General features: G+C 62.2%; 20 protein-coding genes. 12 read left to right on the forward strand and 8 right to left on the reverse strand.

Going from position 1 to position 19,091, the window contains the following annotated elements:
- Nucleotides 1-141 precede the first annotated feature (141 nt).
- Complete coding sequence (locus tag SB753_RS17520) at nt 142-2,145, reverse strand: VTT domain-containing protein (protein ID WP_410801002.1); 2,004 nt, start codon at nt 2,143-2,145, stop codon at nt 142-144.
- A gap of 203 nt (nt 2,146-2,348) precedes the next feature.
- On the opposite strand from SB753_RS17520, the gene SB753_RS17525 reads away from it, so the two are divergent.
- Together SB753_RS17525 and SB753_RS17530 are read left to right on the forward strand one after the other, a co-directional pair.
- A complete protein-coding gene (locus SB753_RS17525; RefSeq protein ID WP_410801004.1) occupies nt 2,349-2,705 on the forward strand; it encodes a hypothetical protein in 357 nt (118 codons plus the stop codon).
- An 87-nt stretch (nt 2,706-2,792) separates the two neighbouring features.
- Complete coding sequence (locus SB753_RS17530; protein WP_408174484.1) at nt 2,793-3,269, forward strand: OsmC family protein; 477 nt, start codon at nt 2,793-2,795, stop codon at nt 3,267-3,269.
- Between the two features lie 120 nt (nt 3,270-3,389).
- Here SB753_RS17530 and SB753_RS17535 read toward each other — a convergent pair whose 3' ends face one another.
- Together SB753_RS17535 and SB753_RS17540 are read right to left on the reverse strand one after the other, a co-directional pair.
- Nucleotides 3,390-3,623, reverse strand: a complete 234-nt coding sequence (locus SB753_RS17535) for a hypothetical protein (RefSeq protein WP_087754396.1) — start codon at nt 3,621-3,623, stop codon at nt 3,390-3,392.
- A gap of 85 nt (nt 3,624-3,708) precedes the next feature.
- The gene (locus SB753_RS17540) at nt 3,709-4,176 is read right to left on the reverse strand and encodes an Lrp/AsnC family transcriptional regulator (RefSeq protein ID WP_020068516.1); all 468 of its coding nucleotides are present in this window, start codon (nt 4,174-4,176) and stop codon (nt 3,709-3,711) included.
- 155 nt (nt 4,177-4,331) lie between these two features.
- Between SB753_RS17540 and SB753_RS17545 the strand changes: the two genes are divergently transcribed.
- Entirely contained in the window at nt 4,332-4,997 is a 666-nt protein-coding gene (locus SB753_RS17545; RefSeq protein ID WP_392394413.1) for a LysE family translocator, read from the forward strand.
- Between the two features lie 17 nt (nt 4,998-5,014).
- Here the strand turns inward: SB753_RS17545 and SB753_RS17550 are convergent, their stop codons facing one another.
- Entirely contained in the window at nt 5,015-5,188 is a 174-nt protein-coding gene (locus SB753_RS17550) for a DUF1289 domain-containing protein (protein ID WP_020068518.1), read from the reverse strand.
- Nucleotides 5,189-5,360: 172 nt separating this feature from the next.
- On the opposite strand from SB753_RS17550, the gene SB753_RS17555 reads away from it, so the two are divergent.
- Nucleotides 5,361-5,681: a YnfA family protein gene (locus SB753_RS17555; protein ID WP_131320797.1), complete on the forward strand. Its 321-nt coding sequence runs from the start codon at nt 5,361-5,363 to the stop codon at nt 5,679-5,681.
- Between the two features lie 82 nt (nt 5,682-5,763).
- Here SB753_RS17555 and SB753_RS17560 read toward each other — a convergent pair whose 3' ends face one another.
- Nucleotides 5,764-6,273, reverse strand: a complete 510-nt coding sequence (locus tag SB753_RS17560; RefSeq protein ID WP_020068520.1) for a DUF1993 family protein — start codon at nt 6,271-6,273, stop codon at nt 5,764-5,766.
- 308 nt (nt 6,274-6,581) lie between these two features.
- Here SB753_RS17560 and SB753_RS17565 point away from each other — a divergent pair, with 308 nt between their 5' ends.
- From SB753_RS17565 to SB753_RS17585, 5 genes are all read left to right on the forward strand, one after another.
- Nucleotides 6,582-8,141 (forward strand): protease pro-enzyme activation domain-containing protein, encoded by a 1,560-nt coding sequence (locus SB753_RS17565; protein ID WP_088175397.1) that lies wholly within the window; start codon nt 6,582-6,584, stop codon nt 8,139-8,141.
- Between the two features lie 54 nt (nt 8,142-8,195).
- Nucleotides 8,196-9,851 (forward strand): S10 family peptidase, encoded by a 1,656-nt coding sequence (locus SB753_RS17570; RefSeq protein WP_020068522.1) that lies wholly within the window; start codon nt 8,196-8,198, stop codon nt 9,849-9,851.
- A gap of 163 nt (nt 9,852-10,014) precedes the next feature.
- Nucleotides 10,015-10,653 (forward strand): hypothetical protein, encoded by a 639-nt coding sequence (locus tag SB753_RS17575; RefSeq protein WP_088175398.1) that lies wholly within the window; start codon nt 10,015-10,017, stop codon nt 10,651-10,653.
- A 155-nt stretch (nt 10,654-10,808) separates the two neighbouring features.
- Nucleotides 10,809-11,168: a hypothetical protein gene (locus SB753_RS17580; protein WP_020068524.1), complete on the forward strand. Its 360-nt coding sequence runs from the start codon at nt 10,809-10,811 to the stop codon at nt 11,166-11,168.
- A 440-nt stretch (nt 11,169-11,608) separates the two neighbouring features.
- A complete protein-coding gene (locus SB753_RS17585) occupies nt 11,609-11,875 on the forward strand; it encodes an RNA-binding protein (RefSeq protein WP_027779729.1) in 267 nt (88 codons plus the stop codon).
- A gap of 140 nt (nt 11,876-12,015) precedes the next feature.
- Here the strand turns inward: SB753_RS17585 and nadE are convergent, their stop codons facing one another.
- Nucleotides 12,016-12,876: an ammonia-dependent NAD(+) synthetase gene (nadE, locus tag SB753_RS17590; RefSeq protein WP_410801008.1), complete on the reverse strand. Its 861-nt coding sequence runs from the start codon at nt 12,874-12,876 to the stop codon at nt 12,016-12,018.
- Between the two features lie 268 nt (nt 12,877-13,144).
- On the opposite strand from nadE, the gene SB753_RS17595 reads away from it, so the two are divergent.
- Nucleotides 13,145-14,149, forward strand: a complete 1,005-nt coding sequence (locus SB753_RS17595; protein ID WP_408415105.1) for a L,D-transpeptidase — start codon at nt 13,145-13,147, stop codon at nt 14,147-14,149.
- Between the two features lie 95 nt (nt 14,150-14,244).
- Here SB753_RS17595 and SB753_RS17600 read toward each other — a convergent pair whose 3' ends face one another.
- Nucleotides 14,245-15,804, reverse strand: a complete 1,560-nt coding sequence (locus tag SB753_RS17600; RefSeq protein ID WP_410801010.1) for an ABC1 kinase family protein — start codon at nt 15,802-15,804, stop codon at nt 14,245-14,247.
- A 194-nt stretch (nt 15,805-15,998) separates the two neighbouring features.
- A complete protein-coding gene (locus tag SB753_RS17605) occupies nt 15,999-16,178 on the reverse strand; it encodes a hypothetical protein (RefSeq protein WP_410801012.1) in 180 nt (59 codons plus the stop codon).
- 211 nt (nt 16,179-16,389) lie between these two features.
- Between SB753_RS17605 and SB753_RS17610 the strand changes: the two genes are divergently transcribed.
- Together SB753_RS17610 and SB753_RS17615 are read left to right on the forward strand one after the other, a co-directional pair.
- Complete coding sequence (locus SB753_RS17610; RefSeq protein WP_410801014.1) at nt 16,390-17,811, forward strand: UbiA family prenyltransferase; 1,422 nt, start codon at nt 16,390-16,392, stop codon at nt 17,809-17,811.
- 479 nt (nt 17,812-18,290) lie between these two features.
- Nucleotides 18,291-18,983: a phosphatase PAP2 family protein gene (locus SB753_RS17615; RefSeq protein ID WP_020068532.1), complete on the forward strand. Its 693-nt coding sequence runs from the start codon at nt 18,291-18,293 to the stop codon at nt 18,981-18,983.
- The last annotated feature ends 108 nt before the right edge of the window (nt 18,984-19,091 follow it).

Below are 19,091 nucleotides of genomic sequence, written 5' to 3' on the forward strand. Positions count from 1 at the left end.
TTTATCTATTGCTTCAGGACATAAAACCGGAGGTCGTGAAAATACAGACACGTCGAATTGTCTGCTTGCGTTTCGTCCTGAGTTTTTCTATGTTCGATGCAATACAGCGCTCGCCTCAACGCGTCGTTCGAATAAGGTGGGTCACTCTGCGACGGAGCCAAGCAGCGATACCGGCACGCCATGACAGCTGACCGTCGCGACAACCCCGACGCCGAGGCCTTCGACAAACTTCACGCGAGTCTCGAACGGCGACACCTGTTTATCGACGCGCAGAATGTTGAGCGGCCACGATGAATGCGATAGCCGCTCATGCGCAATGGCGCCGACCCACAGCGGCACGGCTGCCGCGCCGTCGCCGACCGCATAACCGCTCGGCCAGAAGCGCAACACGTCGCGCTCGGCACGCGTGTCGCCGGGACGCATGAAAACGAGCGACGACGGCACTCCGTTGTTCAGCTTCGGCAGTACGGGCAGAGCGACCGCGGGCACGTCCGGCGAGGCCAGCGAGAGCAGGCTATGGGCGGACACGTCGGTGCCTTCGAGCCATCCCTCGCTTCGCAATTGGCGGCGGATCGCGTCGCCATCCGATACCCATTGCAGCGTGAGCGGCTCCTTGCGGTCACCGCCCATGTCCGAGCGATAGCACGGCAAGTGCTTCCACACGGAGAGCGTCCATTGTTGCTGCGTCACACGCGCGAGCGGCACAGGCGCTGGCGTGCCGGGCGGCGTCATCATGCCGAGACCCGACTGCAGACCCATGCTGGCGAGCACCACCACGAGGACGATTGCCGGCATCCAGCTGCGCGCCGGTGGTGACTCCGGATGACGCAATATCGCAGTCAGCGCGACGATCGCCACCCACACGTACGACAGCGCGGCACCGCCAATCGCGTCCGATACCCAGTAGCGGCCGAAGTACACGCCCGCAAGCGCGACCACGGTTACGACGAGCGTGCTCGCGGTGACCACCAGCAATCCTTCGAGCATGCCGACCCGCCGCGCGAGCAGGAACGCAAGAAACCCATAGACGATGACCGTGGCCGCCACGTGGTTGCTCGGAAACGCGTAGGTATTCGTCATGAGCGCGTTGGGCGCGGCGCGCTGCATGGCGAACTGCAAGGCGAAGATCAGCATCTGCGAAAAGACGACGGCCGCGAGCCAGTAGCCCACGGTGCGCCAGCGGCGCTCCAACAGCATCCACAGCGTAACGGTGACGATCAGCGCGGCGAGCGTCGCGCTGCTGCCGAGCGTCGCCAGAGCGGCGAGCACCGTGTCGCCCCACGGCGTGCGCACCGATTGCATGAAGCGGTACACGGACTCGTCGACATGAGTGAGCGGATCTCCGGTGATCACCTGATGAAGCACGCCGAAGAACAGTGCGCCGCACACCAGCACGACCAGCGACGCCAGCAGGACGCTGGTGGCATCCGGCGCTTGCGGGTCCAGCATTCTTCGCGCGACCCGGCCAAGCGGTCCGGGATGACGGCATGCCCAGCTGCCGAGATGCCGCCCAGCCGCGTTCGACCACGCGTTGGCGTGCGAGAGCAGGAAAGCCGCTGCGCGGTAGCTGAGCCAGACGCTGCCCACGAGCAGCGCGAGGACCACCACGAGCCGGAACGAGACGGCCCCGGCGAGCAGCACCGACGCGCCGAACACGACGCCCGGCAGGATATGCGCCGGTGCCCACAGCAGCGCCGAGAGCACGTTCATCGCGTAGAAGCGCACGGGGGACATGCCGAGCATTCCGGCGACCACCGGCACGATTGCGCGCAACGGTCCGACAAAGCGCGCGAGCACCACGCTCTTTGCGCCGTGCTTGTCGAAGAAGCGGTAACCCGCTTCGAGCACTTCGGGATGTCGGGAGAAGGGCCAGAGCTTGACGATCCGCTTCTTGTAGCGGCTGCCGAGCCAGAAGCTGAGGCCGTCGCCGGCGATTGCACCGACGATTGCCCATGCAAGGACCCAGCCGAGGCTCAGCGAGCCGGTGCCGGTCAATGCGCCCGCAAGAAACATTGCGGTGCTGCCGGGAACGAAGGTACCGATGACCGCGACCGACTCCAGAAAGGCCGCGAAAAATACAACCGTGAGCATCCATTCCGGATGGCCGGCCAGCTGATGCAAAAGGTGAAGGTAGGCTTGCTCCATTGTGCGTAATCAGCCGTTATGGCGTAACGATCGATCATAACGCGCATGGAGCGTTTCTATTCCCCAAGCTGTCCTTTTCGCGGGTGCCGGCTCGAGTGATGACTTGGGTAGGGCGTCCCGTAGAACCCGTGACGGCGGTGAACGAAGTGGGCAACGGTTCGTCATACTGGTCGAGGGGCGCGTTACCTAACGGAGTGCAGCAAATGAAAATCGCAACTGGCGGTGTGGGGCGGACGGTGCTGATCGCGGCATGCTTCGCCTGCTTTAGTGGAATGGCTTGCGCGCAGTCGGGCAGCACGGGCGCGGGCGTTGGCGTTGGCGGCTTGAGCGCTACGCCGCCGGGAGGAAGCGTCAATGGCGGTGGAGCAGCGGGCACGACGCTGGCGCCCACGCCCGGCCTTGCAACGCCGGGAGGTGCCGCGGGAACCGGCGGGATTGGCGTGATGGGTGCCGGCGCGGGCCGCGTGCCGAACAACATGCGTGCGAACGGCACGAGCCTGAACCAGAACCCCGATCCGCGCGTACCGAGCCTGAGCGGAAGGCCCCCGGCGCCGCGATAGATCGAGTCGCGAGGGCCGGATTGACTGGCGCGGCCGGCTTAAAATGGGCGTTCCACCAACCGGTTCATTCGACTACAGGAAGCGCCCATGGCATACGGTGAGCACAAATACGAAGTCTCCGTGCAGTGGACAGGCAACCTCGGCAGCGGCACCTCGGGATATCGCGACTACAGCCGCGATCATGTGATTGCGGCGGGAAGCAAGCCCGAGATTCCAGGCTCGTCCGACGCCGCGTTTCTCGGCGACGCAAAGCGGTGGAACCCCGAAGACTTGCTGGTCGCATCCGCTTCGGCCTGTCACAAGCTGTGGTATCTGCATCTGTGCGCGGACGCCGGCATTGCCGTGGTGCAGTACCAGGACCACGCCGAAGGCACCATGCTCGACAGTCCGCAACAAGGGCGCTTCTCGCAGATCGTTTTGCGCCCGCACGTCGTGATTCAGCCGGGCGGCGATGTGGAACTCGCGCGGCGCCTGCATCACGTTGCGCACGAGAAGTGCTATATCGCGAACTCGGTGAACTTTCCGATTCTGTGCGAGCCGGTGATCGAGACGAGCCCGGACTGAGCGATCTATTGCCGGGCGCTGCTGGTTGCAAGCAAGCGGAAGCTAGCGCGCCTTTCCTGGGTGTTGAGCGCGTACCGAGCGGCTATTGAGCCGCTACCGCACGGGGGCATTCCCAGCGCATTAGCGATTGCCGTCGAGCAGATCGCCCAGCAGTTCGTCGAACGCGGCCTGCGCGTCTTCCAGTTCCTGCAACGCGGCGTCGAAAGTCTGCAGCGCGAATTGCGACGGATTGCCGCTGCCGGCTGGCGGAAATTGCGATTGCAACGATGCAAACGCTGTCTTCACGCGTTGCGTCGCGGTCAATACGCGCTCCATTGCAGCGCTCTCTTCGGCGCGGGCTTTTTCGTGATCGATGTTGCCGGTGTTGTCCATTCGGTACTCCGTGTTAGTGGGTGCGGCGCGCGCCGCGTGAAATGGCGTGACTATGCCACGTTCGGGCTCACGATAGCGGCAAGCCGCCGTCGGCCTTTACTTCGCGCAACGACAATGCCGATTCGACCGACGTCACGCCCGGCAGACTGCGCATCTGGTCGCGCATGAAGCTGCCGTAGTCGTCCAGATCGCGCGCCACCACCTGCAAGATGTAGTCTGCGCTGCCCGACACGTTGTGACACGCGATCACCCGCGGTATGGCCTGCACCTCGCGCTCGAAGCGGTTGGCCAGATCTTTGTCGTGCACGGCGAAGCGCACGAGAATGAATGCGACCACGCCGAAGCCGAGCGCCGAACGTGCGAGCACTGCTCGGTACTGGCCGATGTAGCCGTCGTTCTCCAGACGCTTGAGGCGTCGCGCGCACGGTGTTTCGCTCAGGCCGACCAGTTCGGCGAGCTTCGCGTTCGACATGCGGCCGTCTTTCTGCAGCGCGGCGAGGATCGCGCGATCGGTCTTATCGAGGTCAGTTGACATGGGTTGGCGGGCGCTTTTCGAGTTTTAGCGGGAAGCTGACGGAAACAGCGCGATGTTAGCGCATTCCGCCAAATTCCCAGTCAGAACTCCGGAAATTCGCCAGCAAAACCTCCGTCGACAATAGCAAGATGGAGCCTCGAAACAACGAGGCTCCCATGATTTCCGCACACCTTCTTGCTGTCTATATTGCCGCGCTGCTGGTCGTTTATGCCGTGCCCGGGCCCGACATGGCGCTGATCCTCCAAACCAGTATCGGGCGCGGTGTGAGGAGTGGCTTTGCGGCGGCTTGCGGACTCGGTTTGGCGCGTGCGACTCACGTCACGCTGTCCGCTTGCGGCGCCGCCGCGCTGTTGCGCAACGCGCCGTGGCTGTACGACGTGGTGCGTTATGGCGGCGCGGTTTATCTCGCGTGGATCGGCATCCAGATTTTCCGCTCGCCGATGTTCGCGTTGCCAGAAGACGGCGCGGCGCGCGACGAAGCTAACCGCCCGACGGACGCAACGGCGACAGCAGGCATGCGACAGTTGAGGGCGGCGTTCGTCAAGGGCTTGCTGACCAACCTGCTGAATCCGAAAGCGCTGCTGTTCTGTTCGGTCTTGTTGCCGCAATTCGTGCGTCCGGAGGCGGGGCCCGTTGCGTTGCAGATGATCGAGTTGGGTTCAGTGCTGCTCGCGGTCGGCTTTTGCTTCGACCTCACGTATGCGATCGGCGCCGCGCGGATCGCGGGATGGATGCGCGCGCACCCGCTTGCTCAAACGTTGCAGCGCTGGACCTTCTCCGCGGCGCTGATCGGATTCGCACTGCGACTTTCTCTCGATTGACGCGAATGCGACCTGCTCTACCGGTTCAGCTTGCGTTCGCGGCGCGAACGGTCGTCGATAATTTTTCTGCGGTGCTTGTCCTTCATCTTCTTCCAGGTTTTGCATTCGTCGCGGGTGCGCAAGCAGCCAATGCAAAAGCCGGTTTCACTGTCGAATTTGCAGATGTCAATACAGGGCGATGCTGTGCTCATAGCCGGTGGACAGGTTGTGGAGGGCAGAGGAGGTGAGGGGACTTTCGCATGCCGCATGCCTGGGCGCCAAGTGATTGTGTTAATAAAGCCGGTAGAGCGCCGATGGAGCGCCCATTCAGCGGCCATGTCCGGCCGGCGATGACACGAACACAACCGTCATGCTTCGCCTTCAATGAAAACATTTCTGCTTTATGCGATTACCGCCGTCGCCGAGATTATCGGCTGCTATTTGCCGTGGCGATGGCTGAAAGAGGGCGGCTCTGTCTGGCTGCTCGTGCCGGGCGCACTCAGCCTCGCGCTTTTCGCCTGGCTGCTCACGCTGCACGGCACCGCCGCGGGCCGCGTGTATGCGGCGTACGGCGGCGTGTATGTGGCGGTGGCGATCTTGTGGCTATGGTGCGTCGACAAGGTGCGGCCGACGTTGTGGGACGCAGCCGGCGTCGCAGTGACGCTGGCCGGCATGGCAATCATCGCATTCCAGCCGCGCGCCTGAGCGCGTGAACCAGCGCGCCCGGGTGCCGCTGCACCGCGGCGCGATTCCGGCGCGGCCCCAGCGCATTCGCTATTCCAATCGCTTACTTCAACCCGCCCAGATAGTCGAGCTTGCCGAGTTCCACGCCGTTGTGGCGCAGGATGCCGTACGCCGTGGTCACGTGGAAAAAGAAGTTCGGCAGCACGAAGCCCAGCAGATAAGACTGGCCCGTGAACTCGACGGGCCCGTTGCGCATTTTCAGGGTGACTGTGCGCTCCTCCGATCCGTCGATCTGCTGCGGGCTGAATTCCTGCAGATAGTCGATCGTTTTTTGAAGGCGGGCATGCAGTTCGTCGAAGGTCTGTTCGACGTCGTCGTATTTGGGCGCTTCGACATTGGCGAGACGCGCGGCGCAGCCCTTTGCGGTGTCGCTTGCGATATACACCTGACGCACGAGCGGCAACATGTCCGGCGCGAGGCGGGCGTTCGTGAACACCGACGGATCGATCTGCTTTTCGGCTGCGTGTGCCTGAGCCTTGCCGAGGATGGCCTGCAGATTGGTGAGGCCACGAATCAGCACGGGCAGTGATGCTTGATACATCGAAATTGACATGGGTTCCTCTGATTCTTCGATTGCCCGCGCGGACGGCGCGTAAGGCAATGTAACGGCGGGATAGCCGCTGCAGCATCATAGCGGAGCGACGCGAACCGCGCATGACGCGCCGCCGCGTTAGCCATTCGGCCTACTGCCGCCTGCGCCGGAACTGTGTTCGAATGCATTGGTCCGAAGGTTTGCGAAGTCCTGCAAGCAGCACCTTGAAATCAGCAACGTGCCGTCTGTCGTCGGGCAGAAAGCGGACAGGGCGCCCCCGCCAGTCCCTCGTGCATCCGGCGCCGTCACGCCAACAGGAGAGTCGACACATGGCCACCAAGCACCCGCTGCCCGGAAGCGAGCGAACGGTAGAACAAGGTTCGAAACTCATCGGAGCTTGCGATCCGTCGGAAAAGATCGAGGTTTTCGTAATGCTGCGCCGCCAGCAGCAGGCGCAGTTCGACGCGCTGATGAAACGCATAGAGGCAGGCGACCCGAACGTGGAACCGCTGTCGCGTGAGACGTTGGCCAAAGACTATGGCGCAGCCCCCGACGACATCGCCAAAGTCAAGGCATTCGCGGCTGCGCACGGCCTGAGCGTGGTGCGTGAAGACCCGGCCGCGCGCTCCGTGCTGCTGTCGGGAACCGTTGAGCAATTCCAGAATGCGTTCGGAGTAAAGCTTGAAAAGTATCAGCACCATACGGCCGGGGAATTTCGCGGCCGCACCGGCGTGGTCAACGTGCCCGACGATCTGCACGGCGTCGTGGAGGCGGTGCTCGGGCTCGACAACCGTCCGCAGGCACGGCCGCACTTTCGCATCCGCCCGCCGTTCCGCCCGGCCCGGACGCATCAGGCTTCGTTCACGCCGATTGAACTGGCGTCTCTCTACAAATTTCCCGAAGGCGACGGCGGCGGCCAGTGCGTCGGCATCATCGAACTGGGAGGCGGGTATGACCCGGCTGACCTCTCGTCGTACTTCAAGAGCCTCGGCGTGCCGTCGCCCACGGTGAAGTCGGTGAGCGTCGACCAGGCGCGCAATGAGCCGACTGGCGACCCCAACGGTCCCGACGGCGAAGTTACTCTCGACATCGAAATCGTCGGCGCAATCGTGCCCGGCGCGACCATTGCCGTGTACTTCGCGCCGAACAGCGACGCGGGTTTCATCGACGCCGTCAGCCGTGCGGTGCACGATACGGTCAACAAGCCGTCGGTCATCTCCATCAGTTGGGGCGGCCCGGAATCCATCTGGACCAGCCAGTCGCTGAAGGCGTTCAACAGCGTGCTGCAAACCGCGGCCGCGCTCGGCGTGACGGTCTGCGCCGCGTCGGGCGATAGCGGATCGAGCGACGGCGCGGGCGCGGGAGATCAGGTCGATTTCCCGGCGGCGAGCCCGTATGTACTCGCGTGCGGCGGCACGAGCCTGAGCGCATCGGGGACGTCCATCACGCATGAGGTGGTCTGGAACGACGGCCCGCAAGGCGGCGCCGGCGGCGGAGGCGTGAGTGGCGCTTTTTCGTTGCCGGCCTGGCAGGAGGGCTTGTCGGTTGCGCTGTCGAAAGGTGGCAAGAAGCCGCTTGCGAAGCGCGGCGTGCCCGACGTCGCGGGCGACGCCTCGCCGCTGACCGGCTACACCGTGCTCGTCGCGGGCACACAAACCGTGGTCGGCGGCACAAGCGCAGTCGCGCCGCTTTGGGCTGCGCTGATTGCCCGCATCAACGCGGCGAAAGGCAAGCCGGCGGGCTTCGTGAACCCGAAGCTTTATAAGGCGGCGGGCGTCTGCAACGACATCACGCAGGGCAACAACGGCAGCTTCGCGGCGTCGGCGGGCTGGGACGCCTGTACGGGACTCGGCAGCCCCAATGGTCAGAAAGTGGCCGGAGCACTATAGTCAGCAGGAATCCGCAGCACCGGCACAAGACGTGAACGTACCCAGGGAGTCATCATGACAAGCACAGAGTCAACGTCCGTTAGTCCGCAATCGTCGCAGAATTCTCAAACCTCGGGCACGCCCCCAGCGGCCGGTGGGAAACGCAAGCCGGCCGATCAGCCTTTCTTCGATCCGGTTGCATACGGCAACGGGCCTGACGACTCCGTAACGGCCACGGACGAGAGTGCCGCGATCACGCATCACTCGGTCACGATAGACGGCAAGAAGATCAACTACACAGCGACGGTGGGTCATCTCGTGATCGTCGATCCGAGCAGTTCGGAACCCGCCGCGCGGATGTTCTACGTCGCGTTCACGCAAGACAACCAGAAAGAGGAAACCCGACCGCTCACCTTCTTCTATAACGGCGGACCGGGCTCGTCCGCGGTATTCGTGCTGCTCGGCTCGTTCGGGCCGCGCCGCATCAAAACGTCGATGCCGAACTTCACGCCGCCCGCGCCCTACACGATAGAAGACAACCCCGACAGCCTGCTCGACAGAAGCGATCTGATCTTCATCAATCCGGTCGGCACTGGCTATTCGGCGGCGATCGCGCCGAAGAAGAACCGCGATTTCTGGGGCGTCGACCAGGACGCGGATTCGATCGCGCAATTCATCAAGCGCTTTCTCACGAAGAACAACCGCTGGAATTCGCCGAAGTACCTGTTCGGCGAGTCGTACGGGACGGCGCGCAGTTGTGTGGTCGCCTACCGGCTGCACGAAGGCGGTGTCGATCTGAACGGCATTACGCTGCAATCGTCGATTCTTGACTACACGCAGGCGGGCAATCCTGTCGGCGCGCTGCCCACGGCCGCCGCCGACGCGTGGTATCACAAGAAGCTCGGCATCGCGCCGCGGCCGACCGATCTGGGCGCGTTCGCTGAAGAAGTCGCGCAGTTCGCGCGCACCGACTACCTGGCGGCGCTGCGCAAATTCCCGACCACCGATTCTGCGACGGTCGAGAAACTCGCCGAATACACGGGCATCGACAAGACGACCTTGCTTGCGTGGAGCCTCGATGTCGCGTCGTACGACAGCCGCGGCAATTCGCTATTTCTGACCACGCTTCTCAAGCCGCAAGGTCTCGTGCTTGGCGCATACGACGGCCGGGTCACCGCGATCGGAACCGGCATAGCCGGCAAGGTCGATCCCAATTCGGGCGGCAACGACCCGACCATGACGGCGGTTTCGGGCGTCTACACGACGATGTGGAACGTCTATCTGAACGAGCAGTTGAAATACACGTCGAACTCGGCGTTCACGGACCTCAACGATCAGGCGTTCCAGTTCTGGGACTTCAGCCATATCGACCCGACCGGTGCTCAAAAGGGCGTGGACGACAAGGGCAACGTGATTCTATACACGGCCGGCGATCTGGCCGCCGTCATGGCACTGAATCCGGACCTCAAGGTGCTGTCGGCAAACGGCTTCTACGATTTCGTCACGCCGTTCTATCAGACTGTGCTCGACCTGCAGCAGATGCCGCTGCTCAGTCAGCAGGTTCGGCAGAACCTTTCGGCGCGCTTCTATCCGTCGGGTCACATGATTTATCTCGACGGCGGCTCGCGTACCGCGTTGAAGGCGGATCTCGCGGCAATGTACGATTCGGCGGTGGCGAACACCGAGGCACTGAGCCGTATTCGGGCGCTACAGGCTCGCGTGGCGCAGTAGGTCGGGCAGTGGTGGGTCCGCGGCGGCATTGCGTCGCCGTGGAAGGTCCATCGCAAAGCACGTCGTGCATCCGGCGGGCAAGCATTTTTTTCGCATGCGTATTGAATGTGTTTTAATTGCCTTGCGAATTGACTATTGCGTGCCTCCGCAGGCGCGCCGACGAATGAACGCAGAAATTGCAGACAGGCGTCGCAGCGGCTATTCCAGCGACCACACAGGTAGGATCTTTAGAGCACATCTGCTCGCGCTTGCGTCCCGGCGTCCTCGCTCGTTGCGGTTTGCCGTGGCGCTGAGCGCCACGGCGCTGTTCGCGTTGCGCGTGGGTGGCGCGTATGCGCAGGAGGCGCGCATGCTCGACGAACGCGTCACGCAGCAATCGATCGGCGAAACGATATGCCGCCCGGGTTATGCCAGCGCGGTCGCGCCGCCGTTCGATGAACTCATGGCGCACAAGGACCGGATGCTTGCCGAGCGCGGCATCGACGCCGACGACGGCGCCGATTTCGCGCTGGACAGGCGCGTACCCGTGGTGCTCGGCGGTTCGCCGGACGCGCCTTCCAACCTCGGTCTGCTGCCGTGGGCGGGCCGCCAGGGTGAGCGTCGAAAGGCGCGTGCGGCGGTCATGCTCAAGCGCTGCGTCTGCGAGGGCAAGATCAGTCTCGCGGAAGCGCAAGCGGCGATTGTCGGCGACTGGTCGGTGGTCTATTCGGGCTTCAGCCAGACCTCGTGCGACGTCAGCCGGCTGGACGTCGCCACCAGCGCCGAGAGCGGGCGGGCAGCCGGACATGGCTCGCAGCCTTGAGGCTGTGTTCCCGGAAACTGCGTGCCGCTGATCAAATTCGTTCGCATGGACCTGGCCGCGCTCGTGTGCAGATTGAAGAGGGTTTTCTTTCAACGTGCGCACATGAGTCGCTTGCCGTTCATCGCGCCATCTGAACTTATTCCTGGAGAATCATCATGACCCATTCACCTCTTGCCGCGGCGACGCTTGCCGCACTGACCTTCGCGTGTGCCGCCGGCAGCGCGTCCGTATTCGCCGCCGAGCCGGTTCATTGCGGTAAAGCGGACGCGCTGCAAATTCGCGGCGACGTGCCTGCAGCCATTAGCTTCGACGTGTATCGCCAGTTGCGTCCGCTAAATGCGCAACGCGTCGCGCTGTTCCAGTCGGCTGGCGAAGTAAAGCATCTACCCGACGGACTTGCAGTGTGCGAAGTTGCGGACGACGGCGTCGACGATCCGTCGGCCGTCCTGGTCGAACTGCCACAAGGCAAGAACGCGTGGTGGGTCAGCGCAGCCAACGTTCAACAGGCGGACTGATCCTCGCGCATAAGCCGGGTTGCCCCGTTGCACCTCGGTGTGATCTCTGCGGTGATTGACGCGGCGGTCCGTTTCTTGCGACCGGCTTCCGCATGCCCAGAAGCGCGGTCCATAGTCCGGCGCACCCAGGGAGCGTGCGGCTTCGCTGCCCAGCGAATGTTCCGCTGTTCAGGTACAGTGCACTGACTGCGTCTTTAACGCGGTGTCCTCCAGGACGCCGTGACGTGCTGCATGCATGGTCGCAAGTGGCTTTCTGAAACAGGGCCAGCCCAATTACCGGAGATTCGAATGATTGCCTTCTACCTGTCATTGGCCGCGCTTGGCGCAGCGGGCGCCGCACTCATCCGTGAACTCGCCGCCGCGCAGGCCAGACAGCGTGCCGCATTGCGCCGCGTGCACATACATTCCTCCGACCGCAGTAGCCGCCGAGGGTAGGCCGCATGAACCTGATCGTGCGCAACATCGCGCCGTCGTGCAGCGAGCAGGAAGTGCGCGAATTCCTCCAGCGCGAATTGGGGCACTACGCTCGCAATGTCGAAGTCGTCGACGCCGGTACGCCCGGCGCCTATGCCACGGTCGAACTGGATGCGCAGGTGCCGTATGTCGGCGAGGTCATCGCGCGTCAGATTCACGGCAAGCAGTTGGGCGGCATGGTGCTCGAGGCGAGCGCCGATCTATTCACCGACGAGCCGCCACCGGAGCAGTGACTGCTGCGCCTTCCTCGGGCGTCTTCCGCAGCGAAGGCGCGAGTAGGGTGCGGGCAAGGCGCAGAAAGCGGCGTTTCAAGACTTGAGCCGGCGGTGCGCCCAACCGGTGTTCGCTGTGTCGCTCAGCGGCTCTTGCCGTCTTAGTCTCCCCTTCCAGCCTCCGGCCAATCGAACAGCGTGTACGGCAACGCGCGCTTGTGCCGCGTGATCTCGTAAAAACGCAAGATGATCTTGAGTGCCTCATCGCTTACGGATTTTCCTTCCAGGAAGTCGTCGATCGTCTCGTATGGAACGCCGTAGGCGTCTTCGTCAGGCCGTTGCGGGCGCAACGCTTCGAGGTCCGCGGTCGGCACCTTGTGAGCGAGCGCCTCGGAGGCGCCCAGTGCTTTCGCGACCGCACGCACCCGCCGCTTGTTGAGCCCGGCGAGCGGTAGGACATCGGCGCCGCCGTCTCCGAACTTGGTAAAAAATCCCATTAGCGACTCGGCCGCGTGGTCGGTGCCGATCACCACGCCCATACGCGTGCTGGCTATCGCGTACTGCGCGATCATCCGTTGCCGTGCCTTGATATTGCCGTGGACGAAATCTTCCTGCGCTTCGTCCGTGAACGGCAGCCCGCTTTGATGCAGCGACGCGAGCATCGCGTCCGCGGCGGGCTTGATGTCCACGGTCACGGTCTCGTCTGCGCGAATAAAGGCCAGCGCCTGCTGCGCGTCGGCTTCGTCTTTCTGCTCGCCGTGCGGCAAGCGAATCGCGACGAAACGCGCGTCGTAGTTCGCGGCGCGCAACCGCTCGACGGCCAGTTGCGCGAGGCGCCCGGCCGTAGTCGAATCGATGCCGCCACTGATACCCAGCACGTACGCTTTCAGGCCGCTGCTGCGCAAATAATTCGCGAGAAAAGAGACGCGGCGCTCGATCTCCGCGTTGGCGTCGAACTCGGCAGTGACGTGCATTTCGGCGGCGATGTCCGCCTGAATCGCGGCTGGATCGGTTTGCTTCATGATCTTGTGCTCCTCGCGCCCGGGCGCAATGTCAAAGAAACAACTTCAGCGCGGAAGTGGCGAGCACGTAGCGGACCCGCCGAAGGTCCATCGACAGATTGCCATGCGCTGAGTAACATCCTCGTTCCGAGAGCCGCATCAACCTGCGAGCAACCAATAATAATCACATCAGTGCGAACCCGCGATGAACCATCTCAAGCGGCCTCGCCCGCCTGTATTCGTCTGTCCGACTTTTGCACGAGTCGCCGCCCAGTGCAAAGCCGGCTGTATGCCGTATGCATTTTCCTTGTCGCGCGCCGCGCGTGAGTCGTATCGCGTAATGCGGCGGACGCCTGGCCAGGCGCTATCCACCTTTGCCGGGTTGAGCAAGGTTACATGCGGCCTCGCGCTTGCCGTCTCCGCTTGTGCGGCCTTCGCTGCCGGGCCGCTCGCGGTAACGAACGACGCGGCGTTTTCCGTGGATGCGTCGTCCGTCGCGGCACCCGATGCGGCCGGCGGCGTGGACCCGCGCCGGGCATTCGCGCTGCGGGATGTATTCGCCCGCCACGTCACGCGACGGCTCAACGTACCGGCGTCTGAGCAGCGCGCCTACGCCGCTCGTCTGCAAGCGGCGCTGCATGAGCACGAGCTCGGCGAACTATCCGGAGAATACGTCGTGATGGTCGACCGCAATGCAAACGTGCAGGCGCTCCTGATCTATTTCCGCGCGGCGCCCGCCGACGCCTGGCAGATGATCGGCGCGTCGCCCGTGTCCACCGGACGGCCTGGCGAATACGACCACTTCGTCACGCCGCTCGGCGTGTTCGAGCACACGCCGTCCAACATGGATTTCCGCTCTGAAGGCACCGAGAACGAGAACCATATCCGCGGCTACGGCAAGCGTGACATGCGCATTTTCGATCTGGGCTGGGCGCAGGCAGAGCGTGGCTGGGGCAAGGGCGGGATTTCGCAGATGCGATTCCAGATGCACGCCACCGACCCCGACCGGCTGGAGCCTTTGCTTGGCGTGCGCCACTCGAAGGGTTGCGTCCGGATCCCCGCATCGCTCAACACTTTTCTGGATCATTACGGGATCCTCGACGCGGAATACGAGGCGCTCGTCGACTCGGGCAAATCGCTGTGGGTGTTGAAGAGCGATCGGCAGATCATGCCGTGGGCAGGACGGTATATCGTCGTGGTGGATTCGGCGCGCAAGGCTCGTCCGGCGTGGGCGCCGGCGCCCGACGCCAGGACGCGCGCCAAAGTGCCGGCGGGGGCGGACACGGCGGATTGATGCGCGGCGTTTGGTCGGCGGTCAGCGTCTTGAGCGCCATGTGGTCCGCGCATTAGTGGAGCCGACGCCATGCCATCAGTGCATCAGCGCCGCCATCAACGCATCAGCAATATCGTGCCCGCGCCGAGTATTCCGCCGCACAAAGCGCACGCCCACAACAGCGCCCGCGTGCGCCGGTATTCGCGGCCGATGTCGGCGAGCAGTTGGGCGTTTTGCCGCGGCGAGCGCGCGCGGTCGTGTTCGTGCTGCAGATAGCGCACGGCCAGTTGCGGCACGCGTGGCAGCATATGCGCGAGATGCGGCAGCTCGCGTGAAATGCGCTGGAACCAGCCGCGATGATCGACGTCGCGCCGCGCGATGTCCGCGAGCACGCGCCGCGCGATGTTCCATGTGTCAACGCCCGGATGCAGCGCGCGCGCCAGCATCTCCGCCTGATGGAACGATCGCTGCGCGGTAGCGAGCCGGCCGGAGACAACACCATCGAACGGAAGCACCGCGTGCAGCAGTTGGTGGAAGAGCGACCCGGCGGAGCGGTCTTGCGCAGCCGCCGCAAAATGCGCTTCGGCTCGGGTACGCAACTCAGCTTCGAGCATTTCGGGGCGAGTCTGATGCGGCACGTGCCCGGCGTCGCGGTGCAGTTCTGCGAGCCGGCCGTAGTCCTGCTCGAACAGGGCGGTCGCGCCATGAACGAAGAACTCTCGCTCGCCGGTCGAGAGGCTAGACATGATCGAAAATTCCGCCAGCACGAGTCGTCCTAAAGAATCGGGCTCGACGCTTACGCGGACCCGTCGCGCGTCAAGCGTCGCGTGAAAGAAGCCGTGTTCGAATGCCTGCTCGGTCACCACTTCCACAATATGCGCGGCGAGCGGTGCGAGCTTCACCTGATGCGCGTGCAGACCGCTCAGGTCGGTAGCCGGCAGCGTGTCGATGCGCTGCATCGTGAGCGTGTGACTGGTGCAGAGATCCCAGATCACGTCGGGTACGACGAGGCGCGTGTCGCCCTCGAAATGATGACCGGTCTGGCTCAGGTTGGCGGCTTCGGCGCGCAGGTCGAAGCGGCGCTGAATCTCGTCCGCGAAGGTTTGAGCCAGCGCCCGCAGCCGCAGGCGTCGCGCGGTGCTCGACAGTTTTTCCAGCCAGCGGGCGACCCAGCGCAAAAGCGCAAGCTCGTCGCCGATCTGCTGTAGCTGTCCGGCACGCAGCAATTTGACGGCCACCTCGCGATGACCGTTGACCGGCATCAGCAATCGCGCGAAATGCGTCTGTTCCGCGAAGCCGCTGCGCACCGGTATCAGGTCGACCGCGCTGAAGAGGGTCGCGAGCGGCCGGCCGAACGCTCGTGTCAAGGCTTCCTCGGATTCGCGCGGCGGCAGCGGCGCTTCCATATGATCGATCGCGTCGATCGCGTCGTGCAATGTCGAGGTTGCCAGTTCCGGGCGCTCGACCAGCGTCTTCGCGAACTGACCCGCCAGTGGGCCGAGTGCGGGCAGCAGGCTGTGAACACTGCGCGCGCTGCGTGTCGACGAATGCACGCGGCCGACAAGCTCGACCAGCCAGTGCAGCTTGCGATTGGCTGGCGCGGCGAGCCAGATCAGGCGCGCGCCGTAACGCAGTGCGTGGTAGAGCAGGAGTAAGCGGCGAAACAGTGGGGGCATCGGCAGTTCGATTGGCGGCAATGCGGCGCACAAGAACTGGGCGCCGCGGGGCCAGGACAATCAGATTATCAGGAATGCGCGCCGACGGGCGCTTCTGCGAACCGGCAGCCCGGTCATGCTATGGAGGCAGCGTGCTGGACGCGTCAGTCTCGCTATGCGCTCTTTGGTGATCGCATCTGACCATTGTTCGAACTTCAACGCTGGTTTTTCTCGAAGCCAACGATGCCCGCGATTGCGCTGATCGATTCGGTATCGAGCACATGCAGGAAGAACGAACGATGCTGATGACCCACATAAGCGACACGTGTGAGCGCCGTTGTTTTCTGAGGAGAGCAGTTCTCGAAATAGTGTTCGTGCGGTACAGCGGAGAACATACATCCGTCGCGATGGTATGGCGAAAAACTTAAGGAAACCTGAAGAAAATCGAGTTGCAGCCTTTATGACAGTTTTTTTAACGACGCAGTGACAAATGTGTTCTGGCGCACAGTTTGGAACAACTAGACCACTATTCTCGAAGCGGGAAGTGTATGCAGTGCGCGTTGCGTGAACGTATCGAGCATCCAAACACATTCACACGAGGAAATGATGGCCGAAGCGAGCGTACCCCTTTGTGTCGATCTCGATGGAACGCTGACGAGCACCGACCTCCTGGTGGAATCGTTCCTCGTGCTTGTAAAACGAAATCCACTGTACGCGTTCTTATGCATTGGCTGGCTGTTGCGCGGCAAGGCTCATCTGAAGGCGCAGATTGCTCAGCGTGCCGCCATCGACGTGACGGTGCTGCCTTATAACGCGCGCCTCGTGGAGTATCTGCGAGAAGAACGGTCGTATGGCAGAGATCTATATTTATGCACCGCTGCAAACCGCAAGTTCGCTGAAGAGATAGCCTCGTATTTCGGCTTCTTCAAAGGGATTCTGGCAAGCACTGACGCCCACAATCTGTCGGGTGTTCATAAAGCTTCTGCGTTGTCCGAAGAATTCGGTCCGCACGGTTTCGACTATTGCGGCAACGCGCTATGCGACGTGCCGGTGTGGAAGCAATGTAGACGGGCGATCGTTGTGGGAACGCGCCAGATTGCCGAGGCGGCCGAAATGGTCAATCACAAGGTTCTCTTCTTCGAGGATCGGCGATCGCTAATCGCGCTTACTGTCAGGGAAATGCGTGTTTACCAGTGGGTCAAGAATCTCCTGATTTTTGTGCCGCTGCTTGCATCGCACCGATTTACCGAAGCAGACACACTGCAAGCCGAAGTCATTGCATTTTTTTCTTTCTGCTTCTGCGCTTCGTCTGTATATCTGCTCAATGACATGCTGGACCTCGACGCGGATCGGCGCCATGTGCACAAACGCGATCGGCCGTTTGCGTCGGGAAAGTTGTCGCTGGCTTTCGGCATGCTTCTCGAATGTGTGCTTCTTATCGCGTCTGCGGGATTTGCTCTGCTACTGCCTTTTACTTTTCAGCTGGTACTGGCCGGCTACTTTGCGACCACGCTTGCGTATTCGCTCAGGCTAAAACGGTTCATGCTTGTCGACGTCTTTGTTCTCGCGGCTCTTTACACCGCGCGCGTCGTGGCCGGTGGCGCCGCAGGGGACATCCCGCTTTCCGACTGGTTGATCATGTTTTCGATTCTTATCTTTCTGAGCCTCGCCATGGTCAAACGCTATGCGGAGCTCGACGCGCTATTGCGTGAAGCAAAAGTCTGCGCGGTGGGGCGCGGATACGTCACGCAGGATCTGGGCATTCTGCGTTCATTCGGCACGGCCTCCGGTTATGTCGCAGTACTGGTTCTTGCGCTGTATATGAATTCATCCGATGTACGCCTGCTTTATCGACATCCACACGCACTGTGGTTTCTATTCGGACTGCTGCTCTTCTGGATCAGCCGTGTATGGATGTTAGCCTTTCGCGGCGAGATGCATGACGATCCAATTGTCTTCACCATCAAGAATCGCCTGAGCTTGCTCGTAGTATTTCTCTGCGTGGCGACGGTGATAGCGGCAAGTTGACCTCTGAGCATTCAATCGATGCAACTAGGTTTCTCTATTCTTTTCGTCAGCACTCCATTGCTATAAGCGCCCCTCGGTTAAATCTGTGAGCAAGCGGAATGCCCATATCTTCCTCCGAAAGTGCGGGCGCTGCGGCGCGCGCTTTTCCGGCCGTAAATGTCCCCCGCTTGTGCGAGTACTTCGCACGATATGTTGTGTTCAGAGGCAATGCCCGATGACGGCGATTAATCGGCCGACGTCGACTGGAGCGCTCGAGGGCAATCTGAAAGCATTCCGCATTTTGCGGCCGGAGCGCAGATTTTTCTTCATTCTTACGTGCGCCAGCGCGCATTCGAGAGCCGGTTCCCGGCATCGTACGGTGGCAAATAACATAATCTGGGTGTACCGCAGGCAGCAAAGCGACTCGTTGGGCGGGCCTACTCCGCAAGACGGATGGTCACCGTCCTGTCCCAGTACGTACCTTATTGTCTACGCGAAAAATGAATAGCTTCGACACGAGCATCGAGACTTTTTTTAGCGGATTCCATTCTTGTGTCCTGTGCAATCATGCGGTGCAAGCCATCGCGGACATGTACACATTCAAAGGTCTGGTGCTGATTCCCGTTTTATGGTGGCTATGGTTTCAGTCGGCCGAGCGTCGGCAATGGCGGCGTGAAGTCGTCATTGCGACTACCGTGAGCGGGCTATTGGCTCTTCTTGCCGGAAGACTTCTGGCGCATTTTTTACCGTTCCGCACGCGACCGGCGTTTTCGCCCGATCTGCATCTTCATTTCCCAGTTGTCCCGCAAAGCGAAAGCTTGTTATCAGCGTGGAGCTCATTCCCGAGCGATCACGCAATGTTGTGGATGTCGGTTGCGGTAGGCATCTTCATCGTTTCTCGCCGCGTTGGCATTCTTGCGCTGCTGTATGTTGCGATTTTCATTTGCATGCCGCGCGCTTACCTCGGCTTCCATTACCCAACCGACCTGTTGGCTGGAGCCGCGATTGGAATTGTCATCACCTACATCATGACTCGCGATTCCGTGAGAGCGCATTACGCGACGCCCATGTTGCGCTGGATCGAGCGCAATCCTGGACCATCGGCCATGTTGGGATTCGTGCTGTGCCTGGAGCTCGTCACCCAGTTCGATGAAATCAGAGCCTTCGCCACTTCCGTCTTCAAGGTTGTCTGATTCGTTTGTCATTCAGACGGTGGACCGAACGATTCAAGCGGAGCGCGTTACGCGAATGCCGGCCCTCTCGACTCTTATCCCGCACGTAGCATGCAGTGACGTGGGTTT

The organism is Paraburkholderia sp. SIMBA_053, from assembly GCF_046534895.1.
Taxonomy (GTDB): Bacteria; Pseudomonadota; Gammaproteobacteria; order Burkholderiales; family Burkholderiaceae; genus Paraburkholderia; species Paraburkholderia caledonica.

Coding starts and splice junctions, on each gene's coding strand:
- SB753_RS17520 (WP_410801002.1), bottom strand. CDS start 2,145: ATGGAGCAAGCCTACCTTCACCTTTTGCATCAGCTGGCCGGCCATCCG.
- SB753_RS17525 (WP_410801004.1), top strand. CDS start 2,349: ATGAAAATCGCAACTGGCGGTGTGGGGCGGACGGTGCTGATCGCGGCA.
- SB753_RS17530 (WP_408174484.1), top strand. CDS start 2,793: ATGGCATACGGTGAGCACAAATACGAAGTCTCCGTGCAGTGGACAGGC.
- SB753_RS17540 (WP_020068516.1), bottom strand. CDS start 4,176: ATGTCAACTGACCTCGATAAGACCGATCGCGCGATCCTCGCCGCGCTG.
- SB753_RS17545 (WP_392394413.1), top strand. CDS start 4,332: ATGATTTCCGCACACCTTCTTGCTGTCTATATTGCCGCGCTGCTGGTC.
- SB753_RS17550 (WP_020068518.1), bottom strand. CDS start 5,188: ATGAGCACAGCATCGCCCTGTATTGACATCTGCAAATTCGACAGTGAA.
- SB753_RS17555 (WP_131320797.1), top strand. CDS start 5,361: ATGAAAACATTTCTGCTTTATGCGATTACCGCCGTCGCCGAGATTATC.
- SB753_RS17560 (WP_020068520.1), bottom strand. CDS start 6,273: ATGTCAATTTCGATGTATCAAGCATCACTGCCCGTGCTGATTCGTGGC.
- SB753_RS17565 (WP_088175397.1), top strand. CDS start 6,582: ATGGCCACCAAGCACCCGCTGCCCGGAAGCGAGCGAACGGTAGAACAA.
- SB753_RS17570 (WP_020068522.1), top strand. CDS start 8,196: ATGACAAGCACAGAGTCAACGTCCGTTAGTCCGCAATCGTCGCAGAAT.
- SB753_RS17575 (WP_088175398.1), top strand. CDS start 10,015: ATGAACGCAGAAATTGCAGACAGGCGTCGCAGCGGCTATTCCAGCGAC.
- SB753_RS17580 (WP_020068524.1), top strand. CDS start 10,809: ATGACCCATTCACCTCTTGCCGCGGCGACGCTTGCCGCACTGACCTTC.
- SB753_RS17585 (WP_027779729.1), top strand. CDS start 11,609: ATGAACCTGATCGTGCGCAACATCGCGCCGTCGTGCAGCGAGCAGGAA.
- nadE (WP_410801008.1), bottom strand. CDS start 12,876: ATGAAGCAAACCGATCCAGCCGCGATTCAGGCGGACATCGCCGCCGAA.
- SB753_RS17595 (WP_408415105.1), top strand. CDS start 13,145: ATGCCGTATGCATTTTCCTTGTCGCGCGCCGCGCGTGAGTCGTATCGC.
- SB753_RS17600 (WP_410801010.1), bottom strand. CDS start 15,804: ATGCCCCCACTGTTTCGCCGCTTACTCCTGCTCTACCACGCACTGCGT.
- SB753_RS17605 (WP_410801012.1), bottom strand. CDS start 16,178: ATGTTCTCCGCTGTACCGCACGAACACTATTTCGAGAACTGCTCTCCT.
- SB753_RS17610 (WP_410801014.1), top strand. CDS start 16,390: ATGGCCGAAGCGAGCGTACCCCTTTGTGTCGATCTCGATGGAACGCTG.
- SB753_RS17615 (WP_020068532.1), top strand. CDS start 18,291: ATGAATAGCTTCGACACGAGCATCGAGACTTTTTTTAGCGGATTCCAT.